Here is an 18,629-nt window from a genome sequence, read left to right on the forward strand (position 1 = left end):
TTTCTTGGAATCCGAAGAGTGGTTCGCTCGGCGGCTTCATGCGAACCGTCCTGTCGTCCGCCGTCGCCGTCGTGTTGGTCATGGGCTCCCTCGCCGGCTGCCGGCAGGGCTCGCGTCACCAGGAGCCCGCGAGCGCCGTGTCGGTGCCCCGGCCTCCCCAGGGAGCCGTCATGCGTCCCCGCTTCGTCACGGCGGAAGGCGAGTTCGCCGCCGGGACGGCCTTCGTCGTCCGCCTGGACGACGGGCGTCTGGTGGGGCTCACGGCGTACCACCTGTTCGGCCCCGCGGGCGGTCTGGAGCGCGAGGTGGCGGCGGCGGAGCTGGGTCGCTTCGTGCGTGGCGTCTGGCTCGACGCGCTGACGTCCTCGGAGCAGACGCGGGAGGCCGGTCCCATGTGGGTTCTCCCTGGTGCCCACGCCACCACGGATGCGGCCGACCTGTCCGGTGACGTGGCGGCCTTCCTCGTCCCCGAGTCGCTCGCTCCTCGTGCGCTGAAGCTCGCCAGGGCGCGTCCCCAGCCAGGCGAGCGCGTGTGGTTGTTCGCCGAGGTGCTCGAGGGCCGTACCCAGCATCAGTTGCTGCACGAGGCGCGCGTGGACTCCTCCACGGCTACCCGGCTCAACTACCACTTCGCGGACCCCACCCTGTCTCTGCGCGCCACGAGCGGGGCGCCCGTGCTCAATGCCCGCGGCGAGGTGGTGGGGATCAACCTCGGCGGTGGCAACGACGGCGAGGACTCCCTCTGGGGCGCCGCCAATCCCACCGAGAGCGTTCGCGCCCAGCTCGCCCGGGCGTTGCCCACGGCTTCTTCGGGGACGGCACGGTAGTTCTCGGGTTCTTGGCGACGACCTTCACCCCAGCACCTGATTCACCCCAGCTCCTGATTGATGGAACCCACTTCTAAGGTTCGAACCTGCTAGACTACCTGTCTCATGGTCCGTGGTCATCGTTCCGCTCAAGGACCTGGAGCTGGGGGACCCCTTCATGCTGCGGGTCACACTCATGGACGGCACGGAACTGACCTTCACCGTCAAGGCGAGCGAGACCTATCGGGACGGTCAAGTGGATGTCTACGCAGATGGACCGCCACGCCTGTGGTCTGCTTTGAGCCGCTTCCGCCCGAAATGCGGAGTCCCGCCGATGTCGTGGCGAGAAAAATCGAAAAGATATTCGGATTCAACGCCCTTCCGCGCGAAATAGCGGAAACTCCAGTCCCGCTGATTGTGCATTGGAAGGAGCCGCCAGACACCAACCTCTTTCATGCGATTTTCACGAGCGAGCCCGAGAGTCTACCTTGGTTGAGCCCGTGGACCCGGGGTTCAGATACCCTCACCCCGTCCCTCTCCCAGGGGGAGAGGGGTGTTTGTGTTTGGGTCATGCACCGGCAGCTCGAGCTTCAGCCTCGCTCCTCCCTCCGGCCGGTTCTCCGCGCTCAGCGTCCCTCCGAAGCGCTCCACCAGCTCTCGTGAGATGGACAGCCCCAGCCCCGTCCCCTTCTCCGGCCCCTTCGTCGTGTAGAAGGCCTCGAACAGCCTCGGCAGCGTCTCCGGCGGGAAGCCCGGGCCGTTGTCCTCCACCAGCAGCGTCACCTTCCCCTCCCCCACCTCCCCTCTCACCCTCACCTCGCCCTTCTGCACCTTCGCCTCCTCCAGCGCGTCCCCCGCGTTCACCAGCAGGTTGAGGATGACCTGCGCCAGTCTGCGCCTCGTCGCGAACACCTCCGGCAGCTCCGTCGGCACCTCCACCTTCAGCTTCGCCACGTTCTTCAGCCGCACCGCCGCCAGCCTCGCCGCGTCCGCCACCACGTCCGCCAGCGCGCACTCGCACGGCTCGTCCGCGTCCATCCGTGAGAAGCCCCTCAGGTCCAGCACGATCTGCCGGATCCGCTCCACTCCCGTGCGCGTCTCGTCGAACACCTCCCGCAGCTCCTCCTTCGACTCCTCCGGCAGGGGATGCGCCAGCACCTCCGTCCTCAGGAACTCCAGGTTGGAGCGCACGAAGGCCAGCGGGTTGTTGATTTCATGGATGACGCTGGCCGCCAGCCTCCCCACCGTGGCCAGTTTCTCCGACTGCATCCGGTGGCTCTCCGCCAGCGCCAGCTTCTCCAGTGACTCGCGGCGGGCGCGCTCCAGCCGCGCCTCGTTCTCCGCGGCCTGCACCTTGCGCAGCTGCTCCGAGCCGTACACCCCGAAGAACGTCGCCACCCCCACGATGCTGATCCACACCAGCGCGTTCGCCACGTGCCCGTTCGTCAGCAGCAGCACCGCCGTGACGCCCACCGCGCAGACGATGCCGTTGATCAACACCGGCCTCGCGTCTCGCGTGTGCACCAGGGCCATCAACAACGGCAGCGTGGGCACCATGTCCAGGTACGGGCTCTCGCTTCCTCCGGTGAAGTAGACGAGCAGCAGGAAGAAGACGCTGTTGATGCCGCTGTTGATGTACATGAGCAGCCGCGCCCGCTGCTCGTCCATCCGCTCCCACACCCCGAGGTAGAGCAGCAACTCCACCGTCCACGCCACCCGGGTCAGCAGGGTCGGCAGGTGGCTGGTCTGCCGCAGGATGAGCAGATCCATCGGGTACGTCAGCAGGATGGTCGCGGCGAACACCAGCGCCGTCTTGCGCCGCTGGAGGTCCCCCCTGCTCAGGACCCGGGTTGGCACCAAGGGTTCCTTCGGAGCGGATGACAGGCGGTGCATGGGCGCGACGGGACTCCAGACGAGATGGGGGCGCCCGGGATGATACGACGTCCGCGGTAGGGCCGCACAGCCAGATCCGCTTTCAGCGCCGGGTGGCGATGACCACGGTGAAGCCGTACCGGGAGTATGGCTCGGGAAGGGTGTCGCGCCGCGCCTCCACGGTGAAGCCCCGGGCCTCCAGCAGCGCCCGGGCGCGCGGCAGCAGGAAGGTCAGGTAGTACATGACGAAGGGCGGACTCCAGAGCGCGTTGCGCACCCTCATGGCCGCGTTGAAGGCGCGCGCCACCCAGTAGCCGGGGCTCAGCCGCGAGGGCTCCTCCCCGGTGATGAAGAGGAAGCGGCCACCCGGGCGCAGCACCCGGTGGATGCCCTCCACCAGCCTCGGCTCGTCCTCCTCGAGGATGTGGCCGAAGGCGCCGAAGCTCGTCACCAGGTCGAACTCCTCGCGCCAGGGCATGTCCAACGCGTCACCGCGCACGAGCTCCAACGGGGCCTCGCCCGGGGAGCCGGCGAGCAGCCTTCGCGCCTCGTCCAGCATGCCCTGGCTCACGTCCAGCCCCACCACGCGCCGGCGGCACAGCGGCCGCAGGTGGCGCATGGCCGCCCCCGTTCCGCAGCACACGTCCAGCGCGCTCTCCACGCTCCCCGGTGGCCCCGCCAGCGCCAGGCTCGCCTTCACCAGGGCCTCCGGGGTGCGGAAGGGCGTGTACTCGAACTTGGGGGCGAGCAGGTCATACCCCCGCTCCACCGAGCCGAGGCCTTGCTGGAGGAGCTCCACGAAACTCGGTCCCTTGGGGTGGAACATGCGTTGGCTCTCAGCGGGAGCGGGGCAGCTCGAAGAAGAAGGTGACGCCGGGGCGGCCGGGGGGGTGGCCGAGCACGCCGAGCGTGCCGCCATGGCGCTCGATGATTTCGCGCGAGATGTAGAGGCCCAGGCCCAGCCCCGGCTGGTGGACGGAGGAGGAGAGGCGGTGGAAGCGCTGGAAGAGGAGGGAGCGCTCCTCGTCGGGGATGCCCGGGCCCTCGTCGGAGACGGAGACGCGGAAGGTGCCGTCCCAGACGGAGAGCTGGACGGCCACGCGGGCCTGGGCCGGGGTGTACTTCATCGCGTTGTCGAGGAAGTTGGCGAGCACCTGCTCTATCCGGTCCCGGTCCGCGCCCACCCAGGCGACGCCCTCGGGCAGCTCCACCTCCACCTGGCGCTCGGGGTACTGCTGGCGGAAGTCGCCGGCCACGTCGGCCACCAGGGAGCGCAGGTCCACGGGCCTCTGGCGCATGTGGAGCTGGCCGCGCTCCAGCCGCGAGGCGTCGAGCAGATCTCCCGCCAGCCGGGTGAGGCGGCCGGTGTAGCGCTCCATACGCGAGACGAGGGTGACGTCGGAGACGGGCTCGTTGCGCTCGAGCTGGCGCCGGGCCTGGGTGAGCACCAGGTGCAGCGAGGTGAGGGGCGTGCGCAGCTCGTGCGAGGCGATGTTGAGGAACTCGCTCTTGGTGCGGTCGGCGGCCTCGGCGGCGTCCTTGAGCTTCTGCAGCTCGGCGGTGCGCGCGCGCACGCGCTCCTCCAGCTCGTCGCGGGCCTTCTGCAGGGCGGCCTCGGCGCGCTTGCGGTCGGTGATGTCCAGGACGATGCCCACCAGGCCCGCGGGCTTCCCCTCCGCGTCGGTGTAGGTGGCCTTGTAGAAGATGACGTCGCGCACCTCGCCCGTGCCGAAGCGCACGGAGGACTCGTACGTCTGGATGCCGGGGCGGTCGAAGAGCTCCTGGTCCTTGGCGGCGTAGCGCGCGGCGAGCTCGGGCGGGGCCATCTCCCAGACGGACTTGCCGATGATGTCCTCGGGCGATCTGCCATGCATCTCCGCGAAGGCGCGGTTGCAGCCGCCGTACCGGCCGTCCAGCGTCTTGTAGAAGATGGGGTTGGGGATGCTGTCGATGAGCGTCTGGAAGAACCGGACCTGCTCGCGCAGGGCCCGGTCGTACTCCGTCATCTCCACGCCGGTGAGGACGAGCAGGCCCTCGGCGCCGGCCGGGCCGGAGGCGAGCCGGGAGGTACTCCACGCGAGCAGCCGCTCGGGGCCGGTGCGGGTGCGCCAGGGGCCCTCGTGTTGCGCGGGGTGGGGCCCCTCGACGAGCCGCGCGAGGGCGGTGCCCTCCGTCTCCTGCCCGGGGGTCAGCGCGGCGAGCTCCTCCATGCGCAGCCCCTGGACCTCGCGGGTGGAGTAGCCGAGCAGCCGCTCCCCATGACGGTTGAGGTGGAGGATGCACCCCCGGGCATCGAGCACCAGGACGAGCGCGTGAACGGCATCGAGGAGCGCGGTGGGACCGGGTCCGAGCATCGATTCCGAGCCGGCCGGGTCGTGTGAGGGCATCGGCGGCGAGGCCATGCATCGCAGCATAGCGACATCAATCCCCGGGGACGGGGTGGGTTTTCTCGGAAGTGAGAGCCCGCACCGGGGACAGGCGGGCGATTCCCCTCACACTCAGTGCATCGTGGGGGCGACGGGCTCGTCGTAGATGCCGCCGGTGACGCCGGTCCGGGCCTCGAACTCGTTGCAGCCGCTCATGCCGGAGACCTGGAGGTCGAATTCCCGCAGGTCGGGCTCCATGCATTGGGCGATGTCGGTGTCCTCGGGTTGGGCGTTGTGGGTGCCGAAGTAGCGGCAGCCCTTGCAGTTACCCCAGTTCTTGTCCGCCATGGCCTGCTCCTCGTAGTGGGATTCTTCGGGGGACTTCTTCCTCGAGGGTGGGGGTGGAGCGGGGCGGCAACAAGCGGCGCCTGCCCCGTCCATCGAGGGAGGGGCGGGCGGCTTCATGAGAGACTGGAGTCATGGCCTCCGTCGACGCCTCGAGCTCCGTCACTCCCCGGTGTGCCGCCCACCCGGACGTGCCCGCCGGCGGTGTCTGCGGGCGCTGCGGCGGTTTCTTCTGCGACGCGTGCGCCACCTGGGTGCTGGGTGCCGTCTATTGCACCGCCTGCGCCGCCCTCCCCGAGGTCAACTACCTGGAGACCTTCCGGCGGAAGTTGTGGGGCCGGAGGGACTCGTGGGCCTGGGTGCTGGGCTTCTGGGGGCTCGTGGCGCTGGGGGTGGGCATCGCGCTGCTGGGCAGCGGGAACACCGTGGCCGGGGGGCTCGCGCTCATCTGCTCGGGGTTGGGCGTGGGGTGCTTCTTCCGCCAGCGGTGGGCCCGTAGGATGCTCCCCGTCCTGGCCGTGGGCCTGGGGGTGGCCGGCCTGGTGCGCGAGGGCACCGCGCTCCTCATTCCCGCCCTCCTCCTCTTCGGCCTCGCCATCACCCTCCACCAGGATCCGCGGCACAAGCTCTTCTTCCGCGAGCCCATCCCGGATGCCGTCCTGCTCCGGTTGTGGGACCGGTACGAGAACAATCCCCTGGCGAGGCTCGGTCTGATGTTCGGACTCTACGGGGTGGTCCTGCCTGTCCTTGCGCCCGTGGCGGTGGGGCTCGGCGTCGTGGCCCTACGGCGCGTGAATCCCCAGGCCCGGCCACCCATCGGCCGCGGGGGCCAGGCGCTCGCCGCCCTCGGACTGGGGCTGGGCTCGCTCGTGCTGTGGGGAGGGTTCTTCTGGCCGCGGCTCTCCGCGCTGGCGCGCGAGCTGTTCACCGCGGGTTGAGGGAATTCCGCACGGCCCCCTCTCAGGGTGGAGGTCCCTGGAGGGGGCCCAGGCCCGAGCGGGGTGGGAGCCACCACCCACCCTGTGCGGACCGGAAATCCTGGCGCGATGAGGAGAACGCACCAGGCTCGCCGGTTCGGGCTAATCCCTGGCCTTGCGCAGGTCGCCGCTGTTCTTGATGTTGCGCTTCACCGTGTCCTCGGCGCCGCTGCAGTCGCCCTTGGCCCGGTCATCGAGGAGCAGCACGTTGTTGGTGATTTCCAGATCACCCTTCTCCAGGCACGTGGCCACGGGCAGGCCCTCGAGCCACGCCTGGGGGGCGAGCAGCGCGAGCAGCGCGTCATCCGCGCCAACCTCGACACCGGTGGCGGACTCGAAGCGCGCGTCCTCGCTGAAGCCGAGCTTCAGCTCCAGCGTGTTGTCGGTGTCATCCCGGGTGAAGCGGGCCTTCACCCGGAGGCTATAGCCCACGAGGGGCTCGCCACTGGCCACCTCTTCGGCCTTGGCCTTGTCCAGACGGAAGTCGATGCGCTTGTAGGTACCCGCGGGCAGGCGCAGACCGGACAGATCCGGCAGGGTGGTACCCGTCATCAGGTCCACGATGAGGGGGCCGGGGATGAGCACCGTCCCCGAGCCGCTGCCGGACTCGCCGCCCTTGCAGGTGGCGCCCGAGAGCAGGCCGCGCACCTCGGCGCACTTCGTCCCCTGGGGGAGCTCCAGGCGGATGTCCTTCAGGTGGATGCGGGCCTCCGTCAGCGTGAAGGTGACGCCGTCGCTGGAGCGGAACGTGGGAGCCTCGAGGGGAGCCGGCGTCTCCGCGCCCTGGACGAGCGCACGGGCGGCCTGGGCGGACTGGGACTCGTTGACGGAGAAGCGCAACGAGGCGCCCTCTCCACCCCCACAGGCGGTGACGGCCAGGGTGGCGGCGGACAGCAATGTCTGACGGAGCGAAGGGGCGCGAAGGTTCATGGGCTCGTGGGTGCGGTACCAGGGACGTCCGGCCACGTCTTCGGGCCACCGCGCCTGGATGACCCCCGAGGTCGAAGAGCGGCCACTCGCACCGGAGCTCACCGCCCCCAGGCCGGGGCGGCTCAGTCTCCGACGATGCCCACGCGCACGCGGTGGAGCTCGTTGCTGGTGGCCACCTTGAGGGTGAAGTCCGCCACGTCCTCGGGGTACACCTGACGGCCGCCCGTGGGCAGCGCCTCCACGGCGGTGCGGTACTTGCCCGTCTTCACGCCGCTGGGCATGACGGGCGGGCACACCACCACCCAGTCCAGTCCGCTCTCCTGGAGCACCTGCAGGGCGCCGCGGTGATCCTCGAAGGCGTAACGCAGGAAGGGCGGCAGGCCGTGCTCTCCAGTGAGGCCACCCGCCGGGTGGGGCAGCAGTCCCGCCGCGCCCACCGTCACGAGCCGCTGGACACCCTCGGCCTTCATCGCCGCCACGATGGACCGGGTGGCCTGCGTCACCACCGTCACCGCGTGCGTCGCGTCGCGCGCCCCGATGGCGCTCACCACGACCTCCGAGCCGCGCACCGCCTCGGCCACGGCGGTGCCGTCCTCCAGGCTGCCCTTCTTCACGAACAGCCGCCCATGCTTCACTCCCAGCCGCTGCGGGTCCCTCACATAGGCCGTCACCTCGTGCCCCTGCGCCACCGCATCGTGCACCAGCGTGTGCCCGACCCGACCCGTCGCTCCGAAGACCGTCAACCGCATGGGTGTTACTCCTCCGTGACCCGTTCCCCGAGCGGAGGGCCGGTCCGGTGGGTGTCGCGGAGTCCGCTCTGGCTCCATCACCCTCGGCCCTGCCAGGAACGAGCGCGGCCCGTCATATAGCGCTCCTGGTGCCGGGTTGTCCGCAAGAGCCTCTGGCCCTAGGGGGTCTCGAGCGTCCGGGGCGCCTGGGCCAGGCCCTCGACCCCGGTCGTCTGCTTCCTCACGTCCTCCCGTTGGCCCTGGAGGGCCTGCGTGTTGTCACGGATGCGCTCACCGTACAGCTCGAGCGTCTGCTCCACGATTTCCAGGCGTGCGTTGTGCCGGTCGAACCGTTCGGAGAACTCGGTCCGGAGCTTGTTCGTCTCGAAGTACAAGGTTGTGAGCACCGACTCCTGCGTCTTCTGCAGGGATTGTTCGAGCTGCCCCTGGAGTCGGACGAGCCGCTCCTGGTTGTCGTGTCGGAGACCCTGGAGATCCGCGGCCAACTGCAGGTCTCGTATCCTGCTGGCGGCGGCTTCATGGTCTACCTTGAGCGTCAACTCCTTGAGTTGCTGCTCCGTACGCTGCTGGCCGTGCTCCAACGATTGCAGGCGCTGGTCCATGCCCTGCAGGCGCTGTTCCAGGAGTTGCTGGCCTTGCTCCAGGCGCTGCTGGCCCTGCTCCATCAGGGTCAGGATCCGCTGCTCGCCCGGCGTGAGGGAATGCTCTCCCACTCCCGTGGGAACCGACATGGAACGATCCATCGACACACACCTCCCGTGGTGACTTCGCGAGTAGGTTGACTCATCAAGTCACCTCAAGTCAAGTCACCAGTCAGGTCAGGTGTACGGACTTCAGCTCGGGGCCGCATACCCTCACCCCGTCCCTCTCCCAGGGGGAGAGGGGAGGGGGGCTCACTCTCCCGTCAGCCTTGCTTCCAGCTCGTCCAGCTCGCGCTTCACCGCCGCGTCCGTCTCCCGCAGCTTCTCCACCTTGCGCACCGCCGAGATCACCGTCGAGTGGTCCTTGCTGAACCTCGCGGCGATCTCCGGGAACGAGCCCTTCGTCAGCTTGCGGCTCAGGTACATCGCCACCTGCCGCGCGTGCGCCAGCGCCTTGTGCCGCCGGTCCTCCTTCAACGCCTCCACCGGCACCTTGTAGTAGCGGGCCACTTCCTTCTGGATGCTCTCCACGTCCACGACCTGCCGCGTCGGCAGCACGTCCTTGAGCACGTGCGAGGCGAAGTCCACCGTCACCGGGTGCCTCGACAGCGAGTGGATGGCGCTCACCTTCACCAGCGCCCCCTCCAGCTCCCGCACGTTCTTCTGGAAGCTCCGGGCGATGAAGTGCGCCACCTCGTCCGGCAGATCCAACCCCTCCATCACCGCCTTCTTCTGGAGGATGGCCACCCGCGTCTCGAAGCTCGGCTCCTGGATGTCCGTGATGAGCCCCATGCTGAAGCGGCTGCGCAGCCGCTCCTCCAGCCCGGGCACCTCCGCCGGCACCATGTCGCTCGTGAGGATGATGGCCTTGCCCTGCTCGTGCAGTGTGTTGAACGTGTGGAAGAACTCCCGCTGCGTCTCTTCCTTGCGTCCCAGGAACTGCACGTCGTCGATCATCAGCACGTCGCACTCTTCGCGGAACTTCCGGCGGAACTCCGGCATCCGCTGCTCGCGCACGCTCTCGATGTACTCGTTGGTGAACTGCTCGCTCGACAGGTACACCACCCGCTGCGTCTGATCCCTCTCCCAGATTTTATTGCCGATGGCGTGCAGCAGGTGCGTCTTGCCCAGCCCCGTCCCACCATAGATGTAGAGCGGGTTGTAGGCCCGGCCCGGGCTCTCGGCCACCGCGTGCGCGGCCGCCGCGGCGAGCTGGTTGCTGTCGGCCACCACGAAGCTCTGGAAGGTGAAGCGGGCGTTGAGCCGGGGCGGCCGGGTCCCCGCGGACTTGACCTCCGGTGCGAGTTTGAGCTCCGGCGGAGGCGCCAGGCCCGGCACCACCTCGTAGCCCAGCCGGGCGGGCGTGTCCGTCACCCGCGCCAGCGTCGACTCGAGCAGCCCCCGGTAATGGTCATCCACCCAGTCCTGGTAGAACCGGTCCGGCACCGCCAGCACCAGCGTGTCCCCGCGCACCTCCAGGGGCTGCATCTTTCCGATCCACCCGAGCGCGTAGTCCCGCTTGTCCTGCTTCAGGCAGTCCAGCATCCTTTCCCAGAGAATCTCGGCACTTGGCGGTGGGGGCAGGGTTTGGGCGAGCGCGTTCACGGTAGGGCTCCGATGCGCTGGTGGATCACCAGGCAGGGGGCCGTCCGTGCTAACAGCCCCCCCCTGGGCGATCAAGTTTGCGGCCCCTACCCCAGACATTCCGCACCCCTACGGCCCCCCTTCTGATCGCAGCGCCCGGCGCGGAATCCCCCGCCCCCTCCAACGGTTGTGGCCCCAGCGTTCCCACTCCCACCCCGCTTCACCCCGGGTGTGGGGTGCAAAAGGGTGGCCTCCATCCCCGATCGGACAGGCGGGAGTGATCCGGCGTTGACTTGGGTGGGAGATCGGGTTACGAGCGCCGCCTTCCTTTGCTTTATGGATAAGGGTGCCCGCCCGTGCGGTGGGCGCCCCGTCGTCCCAGGAGTTCAGCCGTGTCCAAGCGCACCTACCAGCCCTCGAAGATCAAGCGCAACCGCACCCACGGGTTCCGCAAGCGCAACTCCACCCGCGCGGGCCAGGACGTCCTCAGCCGCCGCCGCGCCAAGGGCCGCAAGCGCCTGGTGGTCTCCGCTTACAAGAAGTAGCCGGGACGCTCGCGTGAAGGCCGAGGGCCAGGCGCCACCTCGCGACGAGCGCTTTCCCAAGGCCCTGCGCCTGCTCCGGCGGCGCGAGTTCCTCGAGGTCCAGGAGAACGGTCAGAAGATTCCCTCCGACTGTCTCCTGGGGCTCGCCAGGCCCAACGGACGGCCCTACAGCCGCGTGGGCCTCACCGTCTCCACCAAGGTGGGCAATGCCGTGGTGCGTGCCCGCCTGCGTCGGCTCCTGCGAGAGCTCTTCCGCAAGCGCCGCCAGCAATGGCCTTCCGGTGTGGACGTAGTCCTGGTCGTGCGTCAGTCCGCCAAGGACGCATCCTTCCCGGAAATGTCGCGCGCCTTCGATGGAGTCACCCGCAAGCTGCAGAGGTTGTTTCCGTCAGGCCCCCGGGAGTCCGCCCGATGAGCCCGCTCGCCTACCTGCTCGCGCTCCCCATCCGTTTCTACAAGCGGTGGCTGTCGCCGTTGCTGCCCCCGGCCTGCCGCTTCCACCCCACCTGCTCCGTGTACGCCCTGGAGGCGCTGAAGAAGCATGGTGCCCTCCGCGGTGTGCGCCTCATCGTCTGGCGCCTGCTGCGCTGCCAGCCCTTCCACCCCGGCGGCTTCGACCCCGTTCCCTGACCGCCTCTCTTATATGAACGATCTGGATCCGCTCTCGCCCAACTCGGCTGACTCCCAACGGCGACTGCTGGTGGCACTCGCGCTCGCGATGGGCCTCACCTTCGCCTACACCTTCCTCCTCTCGAAAAACGCGCCACCGCCCGAGGCCGGAGTCGCGGACGCCGGGCAGATGGTCGCCGCCACCGACGCGGGCACACCCGCTCCCACCGCCGGTGGGGACACGGGGACGGCGGGGACGCCGCCGCCCGCCGGGACGGGCACCGAGGGGGCCGTGGCCGACGCCGCGCCGCCTCCGCCCGTGCGCACGCTGAACTTCGAGCGTCAGTGGGCGCACTACACCTTCTCCACCCAGGGCGCGGGCCTCACCTCGGCGGTGCTCCAGGGCGAGAAGATGCGCGAGCAGCAGCAGGTCTCCATCGCCGAGGGCTACAAGCTGCTCTTCGGGGGCAAGGTGCCGCCGCCGCCTCAGATGAACCTGGCGCAGCCGGTGCAGGGCCAGGCGCTGCCGCTGGCCATCTCCATCACGGGCCCCCAGCCCCTGCCGGCCGACGCGCGCTACGCGGTGGCCGAGACGGACGCGAGCCAGGGCGCCACCACCTTCACCACGCGCCAGGGGCCGTGGGAGGTGACCAAGAGCATCCAGTGGCCGAAGGAGGGCTTCGAGCTCCTCTACACCCTCGAGGTGAAGAACGTCTCGGGGCAGCCGGTCACCGGTGAGCTGCAGGTGCACTACAACCGCGCCATCAGCCCGGACAGCGAGCACGCCCCGTCCTTCTTCGGCGGCGTGGGCAACCTCAGCTACGCCTCGTGCCACGTGGGCGAGGAGAAGCACAAGCTGGCGCCGGATCAGGGTCAGCCGGAGCCGGAGGAGCTGCGCGGCCCGGTGCACTTCTTCGGCATCGACCAGCAGTACTTCCTCTCCGCGCTCTACCCGCTCGAGGGCGCGCAGCAGGGCCGCTGCGAGCTCGTGGCCACCCCCGAGGCGCGCGGCGTCGTCGCCAGCTTCCCGCTCACCGCCGCCGCCGGCCAGACGGTGACGTACCGCTTCGGCGGCTACCTGGGGCCGAAGGATCCGGACCTGCTCGGCGCCGTGCCCGGCCCGGCCGTGCGCGAGGCCGCCGGCCTCACCGCCTCCGCCTACGCCCCTCAGCTCACGGAGACGATCGACTACGGCATGTGGGCGGTCATCGCCAAGCTGCTGGTCACCATCATGAAGTTCTTCCACGGCCTGGTGGGCAACTGGGGCGTGGCCGTCATCCTGCTCACCGTGTTGGTGAAGACGCTCCTCTTGCCCCTCACCCACCGCTCCATGGTCAGCATGGAGGCCATGAAGAAGCTCCAGCCGCGCGTGGATGAGATTCGCAAGAAGTACGCGGACGACCGCGAGCGGCAGAACCTGGAGATGATGAAGGTCTACCAGGAGAACAAGGTGAATCCGCTCGGTGGCTGTCTGCCGATGCTCATCCAGATGCCCGTGTGGATCGCCCTCTTCACCGCCCTGCGCAACAGCTACGAAATCTACCAGGAGCCCTTCTTCGGTCCGGTGTGGCGCGACCTCACCTACAAGGATCCGACCTACCTGCTGCCGCTCGCGCTGGGCGTCAGCATGATCATCACCCAGAAGCTCCAGCCGCAGATGGGAGACCCGGCCCAGGCGAAGATCATGACCTGGTTCGTCCCCATCCTCTTCACCGCCACGCTGCTCAACTACCCGGCCGGTCTGGCGCTCTACATCTTCACCAACAACATCCTCTCCATCGCGCAGCAGTACGGCCTGAGGAAGTGGCTGGAGAAGCGCGGCGGCGGAAGCGGCGGACTGCCGGCGGGCACGGCCACGGCCACGGCGGGAGGCAAGCGCAAGTGAGCGACGTGCAGGCACCCGAGGCTTCCCCTTCTTCGGCCACCGCGGGCGCCGAGCTGCGCGCCCGCGTGGAGCGGCTCCTCACCGACATCCTCGGGATGATGGGCTTTCCCGCCCGGCTCGACTTCAAGGACGCCAGCGATGGCAGTCTCGCGGTCGCCCTGCACTTCCAGGGCGAGCCGCCTCCCGGCGTCGAGTCCGGCAAGCGCAGCCAGGTGGTGGACTCGTTGCAGTTCCTCCTCAACAAGATGCTCCACCGCCCGGGCGCCGAGCGGCGCTTCGTGCTCGTGGGCGCCGGCGTCCACCCGGAGCCTCGCGGCGAGCGCTTGAAGCGGGAGCAGGCCGCGGCCCAGGCCACCCCCGCTCCCCAGGCCGTGGAGGCGGCGCCACGGCCCGTCCCCGCGCCGCAGCAGCAGCCCCGGAAGCAGCAGGCTCCGGCTCCGCAGCAACAGGCCAAACCGGCTCGGGGACAGGCCGCGTCGCAGCAGCAGGCGAAGGCCGCCCCGGCCCGGACCGTCGAGTCCGACGAGCGCTCCCTCGAGGTGACCGAGGATGCGGCCTTGAAGGAGGCCGCCCGCAAGCTCGCCGAGCGGTCGGCCACGTTGGGCCGTTTCTATGCCCTCGTTACAGTGAAGCCAGAAGACCGCGCGCGCGTCCTGAATGCCGTGGAGGGCGTGCCGGGGGTGAAGGTCTCTTGCGAAGGCGAGGGCCACAACCGGCGCGTGGTGTTCACCCCGGAGAAGCCCGCCCCGCTCCCCAAGCGGAGCATGCTGCCGGAGGACGATGACGAGGATGACCTCGAGGGCTGAGTCCCTCGGGGCCCACCGACGAAAGGGCATGGAATGGGCAAGGCCAAGTCGCTCAAGGACAAGCTATACGGAGCGGCCGTGCTGAAGATGAGCTTCCGGTTGCGAGGTGACGAGGAGTCTCCCGCCTTCAAGTTCGTTTACCCCGGTGTGCTGCGTGACCTGGAGCTCGAGGACGCCGCCGTCGAGAGGTACATCAACGAGAACCGCGAGGCCGTCGAGCGCGCCGCTCGGGGCTCCTCTCCCGCGCCGCAGGGCGAGCGGGGCTAGTCCCCGGGTCCGACGCCCTGGCGTCGGGGGGCTCTGTCGGCCGGCGGTCTTCACCGGTCCCGGGCCGCCACTGGTGGACGTTCCCACCGTCGTCCAGCGGTGGTGGGCCCTCCTTCGGCTGGACGCACGTGGACGGCGCACCTAGCTCGTGCGTCGTGCCCCCCTGGGCACAGGAGGGCTGTCCATGCGGCGCCGAGTCGTTCTCTCCCTGGCCATGTTGATGACGTCCCTTTGTGCCTGTTCGAGTGGCAGGGGAGAACCCGGTCCCCAGGGAGCGCCGGGTCCGGCGGGCGAGAACGTCGTCGGGCCGAAGGGAGATCCAGGTCCCAAGGGGGACCCCGGACCCATGGGCCCTCCGGGCAACTTCGCCCGCATCCGCGTCGTGCCGCCAGGCGACAACCCGCTCATCGGCGGCGAGAACCTGCGCAACGCCGTCCAGTCCATCACCAAGGTCTCCGCCGAGGAGCCGTGGCTCGTCCTCGTCGAGCCCGGGGTGTTCGACCTGGGAGCCGAGGGGCTGGAGTTGCGGCCGTACATCCACGTCCAGGGCTCGGGACAGGCGCTCACCCTCGTGCGCTCCCACGCCCCGGGGCCCACGGTGGTGGGCGTGGACCATACGGAGCTGCGCTCGCTCACCGTGGAGCACACGGGCGGCGCGGGCGAGGCCGTGGCGCTCTCCACCGCCTCGTCCCTGTTCCGCGCGCGCGACGTGGTGGCCCTCGCTCGTGACGGACAGCAGCGCACCGTCGCCATCCAGTCCTCCGCCGGCCCGGGCCCCGGTGGCTTCGAGCGCGTCCAGGCGCTCGCCTCCTCCTCCCAGGGCGACACCGTGGGCTTCTCGTGCGAGGGGTGCACCGCGAAGCTCACGGGCTCCACGTTCCTCGGGCAGGGTGGCAACCGGGCCCTCGGCGTCTCCGTGCGCCAGGGCGCCCTGGAGCTGTGGGACTCCTTCGCCACCGGCGCGGACGGCGGCGCGGAGAGCACCGGTGTGGAGGCCGTGGGTGCTTCCTCCGTGGTGCTCGTCCGTGCCGAGCTCTCCGGCGCGAATGGCGGCGTCTCCACCGGGCTGCGCCTGACGTCGTCCCCCGCCTCCGTGCGGGACAGCACCGTCTCGGGCTCCGGTGCCTCGGGGCGGCAGGCTCGCGCCCTGGAGGTGAGCCGCGCCGACTCCGGCTCCTACTCCGTGGACGTGCAGCGCTCCACCCTCTCCGGCGGCGGCAACTCCGTGTTCGGCGCCGAGGGCTACGTCATCCGCATCGGCGGCTCCCAACTCCGTGGTGGGAACGTGGGCGGCAATGGCAATGTGTCCTGCAACGGTTCCTACGACGAGAACTTCTTCTCCCCCACCCCGCCCGCGTGCCCGTAGTCGCATGAGCTCCCCGCCCGCCACCCTCGCCGCGCTCGCCACCGCTCCCGCCGCCGGTGCCGTCGGCATCCTCCGCCTCTCCGGCCCCGCCGCCCTCGAGGCCGGGCGCATGCTCGCTCCCGGCGTCCCCGCCTCTCCCTCGCCCCGGCACGCGTACCTGGCCTCCTTCGTCGATGCCTCCGGCGCCGTGCTCGACTCGGGACTGTTCCTCTACTTCCGCGCGCCCCACTCCTTCACCGGCGAGGACGTCGTCGAGCTCCAGGCCCATGGCAGCCCCCGGCTCCTGCGCATGTTGCTCTCCCGCGCGCTCGAGCACCCCGCCGTGCGCCCCGCCGGGCCCGGTGAGTTCACCCGGCGCGCCTTCCTGAATGGGCGCATCGACCTCACCCGCGCCGAGGCCGTCGCCGACCTGGTCGCCGCGGACTCGGAGGCCGCCGTCCGCGCCGCCGCCGCGGGCCTCGCCGGAGCGCTGGCCTCGCGGCTCCGGGGCCTCGAGGAGCCCCTGCGCTCGCTCCACGCGGACCTCGAGGGCGTGTTGAACTTCCCCGAGGAGGCAGAGGGCGCCGACGAGGGCGCGGGCGCGCGTGTCGCCGAGCTGCGCGCCGCCGCGGACGCCCTGCTCGCCGAGGTGGGACGCGGACGGCTCGTGCGCCGGGGCGCCCGGGTGGCCCTGTATGGGCCCGTGAACGCGGGCAAGTCCACGCTGTTCAACCGGCTCGTGGGTGAGGAGCGCGCCCTCGTCGACGAGGAGCCGGGCACCACGCGCGACGTGCTGGAGGCCCGCGTCGAGTGGGAGGGACTCGGCGTCACCCTGCTCGACACCGCCGGGCTGCGCGAGTCTCCCGGACGCATCGAGGCGCTCGGAATCGCCCGCACGCGCGAGGTGCTCGCCACCGTGGACCTCGCGGTGCTCGTGCTTCCTCCCGAGGCGGATGAGGCGGAGGCCCAACGATGGCTTCGCGAGGCCGGGGTCACGGCCGTGCTGCGTGTGGCGGGCAAGTGTGACGTCCGGGGAGTTGTGGAGAAGTTGGGGACGGAGCAGGCCGTGTCCGTCAGCGGGCTCACCGGCGAGGGCGTGGAGCGGCTGCGTTCCGAGATGCTCTCGCGCTTGTGGGGCGGTGGAGCGCCCTCCGCCGTCGCCCTCGTCTCCGAGCGTCACGCGGATGCCCTCCGGCGCACCGCCGAGGCCCTGTCGCGCGCCGAGAGCGCCTGCCGCTTCTCCACGCTCGAGGTCGTCTCCGGCGAGGTCGGCCTCGCCCTCGAGTCGCTCGGCGAGGTGTCCGGCACCTGCGCCTCCGAGGCCCTGCTCGACGCCATCTTCCAGCGCTTCTGTATCGGGAAGTAGACACCCGCTCCCCGGCCCGGGGGATGTCAGACCCCTCCTTAGACTGCTTCCCCTGCCCGGCCCACCAGGGCCGTAGGAGGACAGGGTGATTCCGATGTGCAACAGCCAGGCGGCGTACTCGGCTCTCGAGGCGCTGCCCATGGGATGGGTTGGGGAAATCGTCGACGAGGAGCTGGTGGCTTCGCCCCGGCCGGCGCCAGTCCAGGCCCGTGCCGCCTTCATGTTGGGAGTAGAGCTCGGTGAACGGTTCGACCCGCGGCGCGGTGGGTCCGGCCGCTGGTGCTTCCTGCGTGCCCCCGAGTTGCGGCTCGGCCACGATGTGCTCGTCCCGGACCTCGCCGGTTGGCGCCGGGACAGGCTCTCCGAGGCGCCCACGCCGGATGCGCCCTTCCTCACACTCGCGCCGGATTGGATCTGCGAGGTGCTCGCGCCCTCCACCGCCGCGCTCGACCGCACCCGCAAGCTGCCGGCCTATGCCCGCGCTGGCGTGTCCCACGTGTGGCTCGTGGACCCCTCCGCGCGCACGCTCGAGGTGTTCCAGCGCGTCAAGCGCGGCTGGCTGCTCGTCGACACCTACGAGGGCGACGCCATCGTCCGCGCCGAGCCCTTCGCCTCGCTCCCGCTGGAGCTCTCCTCGCTGTGGATGCCCACCGAGAGCTTCCTGGAGCTCGTGCGCTGAGCACGTGAGGCCCGAGGCGCCCGGTCCACGCCGCCCGCCTGCATGGCGTGCCGGGTGACGGGATTTCCGAGTAGGATTTGAAGGTCCCGCCCGGAAGGAAATACCGTTGGGGGTATGAGTCGCTCCCTCAACGAGCTCGCGCGCGACCTGACGCGGCGGCGCGCCACCCTGGGTGAGATCATCTCACCGCTTTCCACTCCCGAGCTCCTGGCCGCCAGCGATGCCGCCCTGCTCGCGGTGCCGGGCTTCCGGCAGCTCCATGCCGAGCGGTGGGATCCCCCGCTCCCGGAGCCCGAGGCACTGGCGAAGCTGCCCGCGGGCACGCTCGGCAACTGCTACGCGCGGTACATGGAGCACTACCGGCTGTTCCCCGACTTCTTCCCCATCCAGGCGAAGCTCGGCGCGGACGCGACGCCCACGCAGTACGCCGTCCACCGGCTCAACAAGTGCCACGACTTCATCCACGTGCTGGGCGCGTACGAGACATCGGACGCGGACGAGGTCGCCGTCGAGTCGTTCGTGTTCGGCGTGGCGCCCGTCGCGCTCGCCTCCTTCCTGGCGGAGGCGGCGGTGCATCCGGACATCCAGCGGGATCGGTACAAGCACCTGCGCGACATCTACTCGGGGCACATCCAGGCGGAGGATTTCGAGCGGGGCGTTGCCGCTGCGGCCCTGTTGGGCGAGCGCTTCGAGACGCTGTGGGAGGAGCCCCTGGAGTCCCTGCGGCGGAGGCTTGGCCTCTCCGCGCGAGCACCCGAGCACCTGGGCCAGACCGGAGTGAACTCCTGCGGCGGCTACACCTCGCTCCCGTTCTTCCATCCCATCCAGCGGACCTGAGCGCCCTATAGTCCCCCCGC

20 protein-coding genes are annotated in these 18,629 nt (G+C 70.1%); 12 read left to right on the forward strand and 8 right to left on the reverse strand.

All coding sequences use genetic code 11. The features are described 5' to 3' along the window. Window positions 1–38: 38 nt before the first annotated feature. Window positions 39–827 carry a trypsin-like peptidase domain-containing protein gene (locus JQX13_RS14240; RefSeq protein WP_203409561.1) on the forward strand — a complete coding sequence of 263 codons (789 nt, stop codon included), beginning with the start codon at window positions 39–41 and terminating at the stop codon, window positions 825–827. Between the two features lie 492 nt (window positions 828–1,319). Here JQX13_RS14240 and JQX13_RS14245 read toward each other — a convergent pair whose 3' ends face one another. The 4 genes from JQX13_RS14245 to JQX13_RS14260 form a co-directional block, all read right to left on the reverse strand. Beyond that, the gene (locus JQX13_RS14245) at window positions 1,320–2,663 is read right to left on the reverse strand and encodes a sensor histidine kinase (protein WP_239014747.1); all 1,344 of its coding nucleotides are present in this window, start codon (window positions 2,661–2,663) and stop codon (window positions 1,320–1,322) included. Window positions 2,664–2,781: 118 nt separating this feature from the next. Beyond that, window positions 2,782–3,504: a class I SAM-dependent methyltransferase gene (locus JQX13_RS14250; protein WP_203409562.1), complete on the reverse strand. Its 723-nt coding sequence runs from the start codon at window positions 3,502–3,504 to the stop codon at window positions 2,782–2,784. Between the two features lie 10 nt (window positions 3,505–3,514). Continuing rightward, window positions 3,515–5,032, reverse strand: a complete 1,518-nt coding sequence (locus tag JQX13_RS14255) for a sensor histidine kinase (protein ID WP_203409563.1) — start codon at window positions 5,030–5,032, stop codon at window positions 3,515–3,517. 144 nt (window positions 5,033–5,176) lie between these two features. Further along, a complete protein-coding gene (locus JQX13_RS14260) occupies window positions 5,177–5,392 on the reverse strand; it encodes a hypothetical protein (RefSeq protein ID WP_203409564.1) in 216 nt (71 codons plus the stop codon). 131 nt (window positions 5,393–5,523) lie between these two features. Between JQX13_RS14260 and JQX13_RS14265 the strand changes: the two genes are divergently transcribed. After that, window positions 5,524–6,327 (forward strand): hypothetical protein, encoded by an 804-nt coding sequence (locus JQX13_RS14265; protein WP_203409565.1) that lies wholly within the window; start codon window positions 5,524–5,526, stop codon window positions 6,325–6,327. A 141-nt stretch (window positions 6,328–6,468) separates the two neighbouring features. Here the strand turns inward: JQX13_RS14265 and JQX13_RS14270 are convergent, their stop codons facing one another. From JQX13_RS14270 to dnaA, 4 genes are all read right to left on the reverse strand, one after another. Further along, entirely contained in the window at window positions 6,469–7,296 is an 828-nt protein-coding gene (locus tag JQX13_RS14270) for a hypothetical protein (RefSeq protein ID WP_203409566.1), read from the reverse strand. Window positions 7,297–7,418: 122 nt separating this feature from the next. Then, on the reverse strand, window positions 7,419–8,045 hold the full coding sequence (locus JQX13_RS14275; RefSeq protein WP_203409567.1) for an NAD(P)-dependent oxidoreductase: 627 nt from the start codon (window positions 8,043–8,045) through the stop codon (window positions 7,419–7,421). Window positions 8,046–8,203: 158 nt separating this feature from the next. Beyond that, entirely contained in the window at window positions 8,204–8,788 is a 585-nt protein-coding gene (locus JQX13_RS14280; protein WP_203409568.1) for a hypothetical protein, read from the reverse strand. Between the two features lie 150 nt (window positions 8,789–8,938). Further along, entirely contained in the window at window positions 8,939–10,291 is a 1,353-nt protein-coding gene (dnaA, locus tag JQX13_RS14285; RefSeq protein ID WP_203409569.1) for a chromosomal replication initiator protein DnaA, read from the reverse strand. A 371-nt stretch (window positions 10,292–10,662) separates the two neighbouring features. On the opposite strand from dnaA, the gene rpmH reads away from it, so the two are divergent. From rpmH to JQX13_RS14335, 10 genes are all read left to right on the forward strand, one after another. Next, window positions 10,663–10,815: a 50S ribosomal protein L34 gene (gene rpmH, locus JQX13_RS14290; RefSeq protein WP_002621386.1), complete on the forward strand. Its 153-nt coding sequence runs from the start codon at window positions 10,663–10,665 to the stop codon at window positions 10,813–10,815. A gap of 13 nt (window positions 10,816–10,828) precedes the next feature. Beyond that, window positions 10,829–11,230: a ribonuclease P protein component gene (gene rnpA, locus JQX13_RS14295; RefSeq protein ID WP_203409570.1), complete on the forward strand. Its 402-nt coding sequence runs from the start codon at window positions 10,829–10,831 to the stop codon at window positions 11,228–11,230. Next, window positions 11,227–11,445 carry a membrane protein insertion efficiency factor YidD gene (gene yidD, locus JQX13_RS14300; RefSeq protein ID WP_203409571.1) on the forward strand — a complete coding sequence of 73 codons (219 nt, stop codon included), beginning with the start codon at window positions 11,227–11,229 and terminating at the stop codon, window positions 11,443–11,445. The genes rnpA and yidD overlap by 4 nt, the downstream gene beginning before the upstream one ends. 13 nt (window positions 11,446–11,458) lie before the next feature. Next, entirely contained in the window at window positions 11,459–13,309 is a 1,851-nt protein-coding gene (gene yidC, locus JQX13_RS14305; RefSeq protein ID WP_203409572.1) for a membrane protein insertase YidC, read from the forward strand. Further along, the gene (locus tag JQX13_RS14310; protein ID WP_203409573.1) at window positions 13,306–14,115 is read left to right on the forward strand and encodes a hypothetical protein; all 810 of its coding nucleotides are present in this window, start codon (window positions 13,306–13,308) and stop codon (window positions 14,113–14,115) included. The genes yidC and JQX13_RS14310 overlap by 4 nt, the downstream gene beginning before the upstream one ends. A 33-nt stretch (window positions 14,116–14,148) precedes the next feature. Continuing rightward, window positions 14,149–14,382, forward strand: coding sequence for a hypothetical protein (locus tag JQX13_RS14315; protein WP_203409574.1), 234 nt, complete (start codon window positions 14,149–14,151; stop codon window positions 14,380–14,382). A gap of 184 nt (window positions 14,383–14,566) precedes the next feature. Continuing rightward, window positions 14,567–15,748 (forward strand): hypothetical protein, encoded by a 1,182-nt coding sequence (locus JQX13_RS14320; protein ID WP_203409575.1) that lies wholly within the window; start codon window positions 14,567–14,569, stop codon window positions 15,746–15,748. Between the two features lie 4 nt (window positions 15,749–15,752). After that, a complete protein-coding gene (gene mnmE / locus JQX13_RS14325) occupies window positions 15,753–17,093 on the forward strand; it encodes a tRNA uridine-5-carboxymethylaminomethyl(34) synthesis GTPase MnmE (protein ID WP_203409576.1) in 1,341 nt (446 codons plus the stop codon). A 94-nt stretch (window positions 17,094–17,187) separates the two neighbouring features. Further along, complete coding sequence (locus JQX13_RS14330) at window positions 17,188–17,772, forward strand: Uma2 family endonuclease (RefSeq protein WP_203412024.1); 585 nt, start codon at window positions 17,188–17,190, stop codon at window positions 17,770–17,772. A 114-nt stretch (window positions 17,773–17,886) separates the two neighbouring features. Continuing rightward, the gene (locus JQX13_RS14335) at window positions 17,887–18,609 is read left to right on the forward strand and encodes a Coq4 family protein (protein ID WP_203409577.1); all 723 of its coding nucleotides are present in this window, start codon (window positions 17,887–17,889) and stop codon (window positions 18,607–18,609) included. The last annotated feature ends 20 nt before the right edge of the window (window positions 18,610–18,629 follow it).

It is taken from the genome of Archangium violaceum (genome assembly GCF_016859125.1).
Classification (GTDB): domain Bacteria; phylum Myxococcota; class Myxococcia; order Myxococcales; family Myxococcaceae; genus Archangium; species Archangium violaceum_A.

Excerpts from the sequence above, each read along its gene's own strand:
- JQX13_RS14265 (WP_203409565.1), top strand. The coding sequence starts at position 5,524 with ATGGCCTCCGTCGACGCCTCGAGCTCCGTCACTCCCCGGTGTGCCGCC.
- JQX13_RS14320 (WP_203409575.1), top strand. The coding sequence starts at position 14,567 with ATGCGGCGCCGAGTCGTTCTCTCCCTGGCCATGTTGATGACGTCCCTT.
- JQX13_RS14270 (WP_203409566.1), bottom strand. The coding sequence starts at position 7,296 with ATGAACCTTCGCGCCCCTTCGCTCCGTCAGACATTGCTGTCCGCCGCC.
- JQX13_RS14315 (WP_203409574.1), top strand. The coding sequence starts at position 14,149 with ATGGGCAAGGCCAAGTCGCTCAAGGACAAGCTATACGGAGCGGCCGTG.
- JQX13_RS14335 (WP_203409577.1), top strand. The coding sequence starts at position 17,887 with ATGAGTCGCTCCCTCAACGAGCTCGCGCGCGACCTGACGCGGCGGCGC.
- JQX13_RS14255 (WP_203409563.1), bottom strand. The coding sequence starts at position 5,032 with ATGCTCGGACCCGGTCCCACCGCGCTCCTCGATGCCGTTCACGCGCTC.
- JQX13_RS14275 (WP_203409567.1), bottom strand. The coding sequence starts at position 8,045 with ATGCGGTTGACGGTCTTCGGAGCGACGGGTCGGGTCGGGCACACGCTG.
- mnmE (WP_203409576.1), top strand. The coding sequence starts at position 15,753 with ATGAGCTCCCCGCCCGCCACCCTCGCCGCGCTCGCCACCGCTCCCGCC.
- yidC (WP_203409572.1), top strand. The coding sequence starts at position 11,459 with ATGAACGATCTGGATCCGCTCTCGCCCAACTCGGCTGACTCCCAACGG.
- JQX13_RS14260 (WP_203409564.1), bottom strand. The coding sequence starts at position 5,392 with ATGGCGGACAAGAACTGGGGTAACTGCAAGGGCTGCCGCTACTTCGGC.
- JQX13_RS14330 (WP_203412024.1), top strand. The coding sequence starts at position 17,188 with ATGTGCAACAGCCAGGCGGCGTACTCGGCTCTCGAGGCGCTGCCCATG.
- JQX13_RS14250 (WP_203409562.1), bottom strand. The coding sequence starts at position 3,504 with ATGTTCCACCCCAAGGGACCGAGTTTCGTGGAGCTCCTCCAGCAAGGC.
- JQX13_RS14240 (WP_203409561.1), top strand. The coding sequence starts at position 39 with ATGCGAACCGTCCTGTCGTCCGCCGTCGCCGTCGTGTTGGTCATGGGC.
- yidD (WP_203409571.1), top strand. The coding sequence starts at position 11,227 with ATGAGCCCGCTCGCCTACCTGCTCGCGCTCCCCATCCGTTTCTACAAG.
- JQX13_RS14280 (WP_203409568.1), bottom strand. The coding sequence starts at position 8,788 with ATGGATCGTTCCATGTCGGTTCCCACGGGAGTGGGAGAGCATTCCCTC.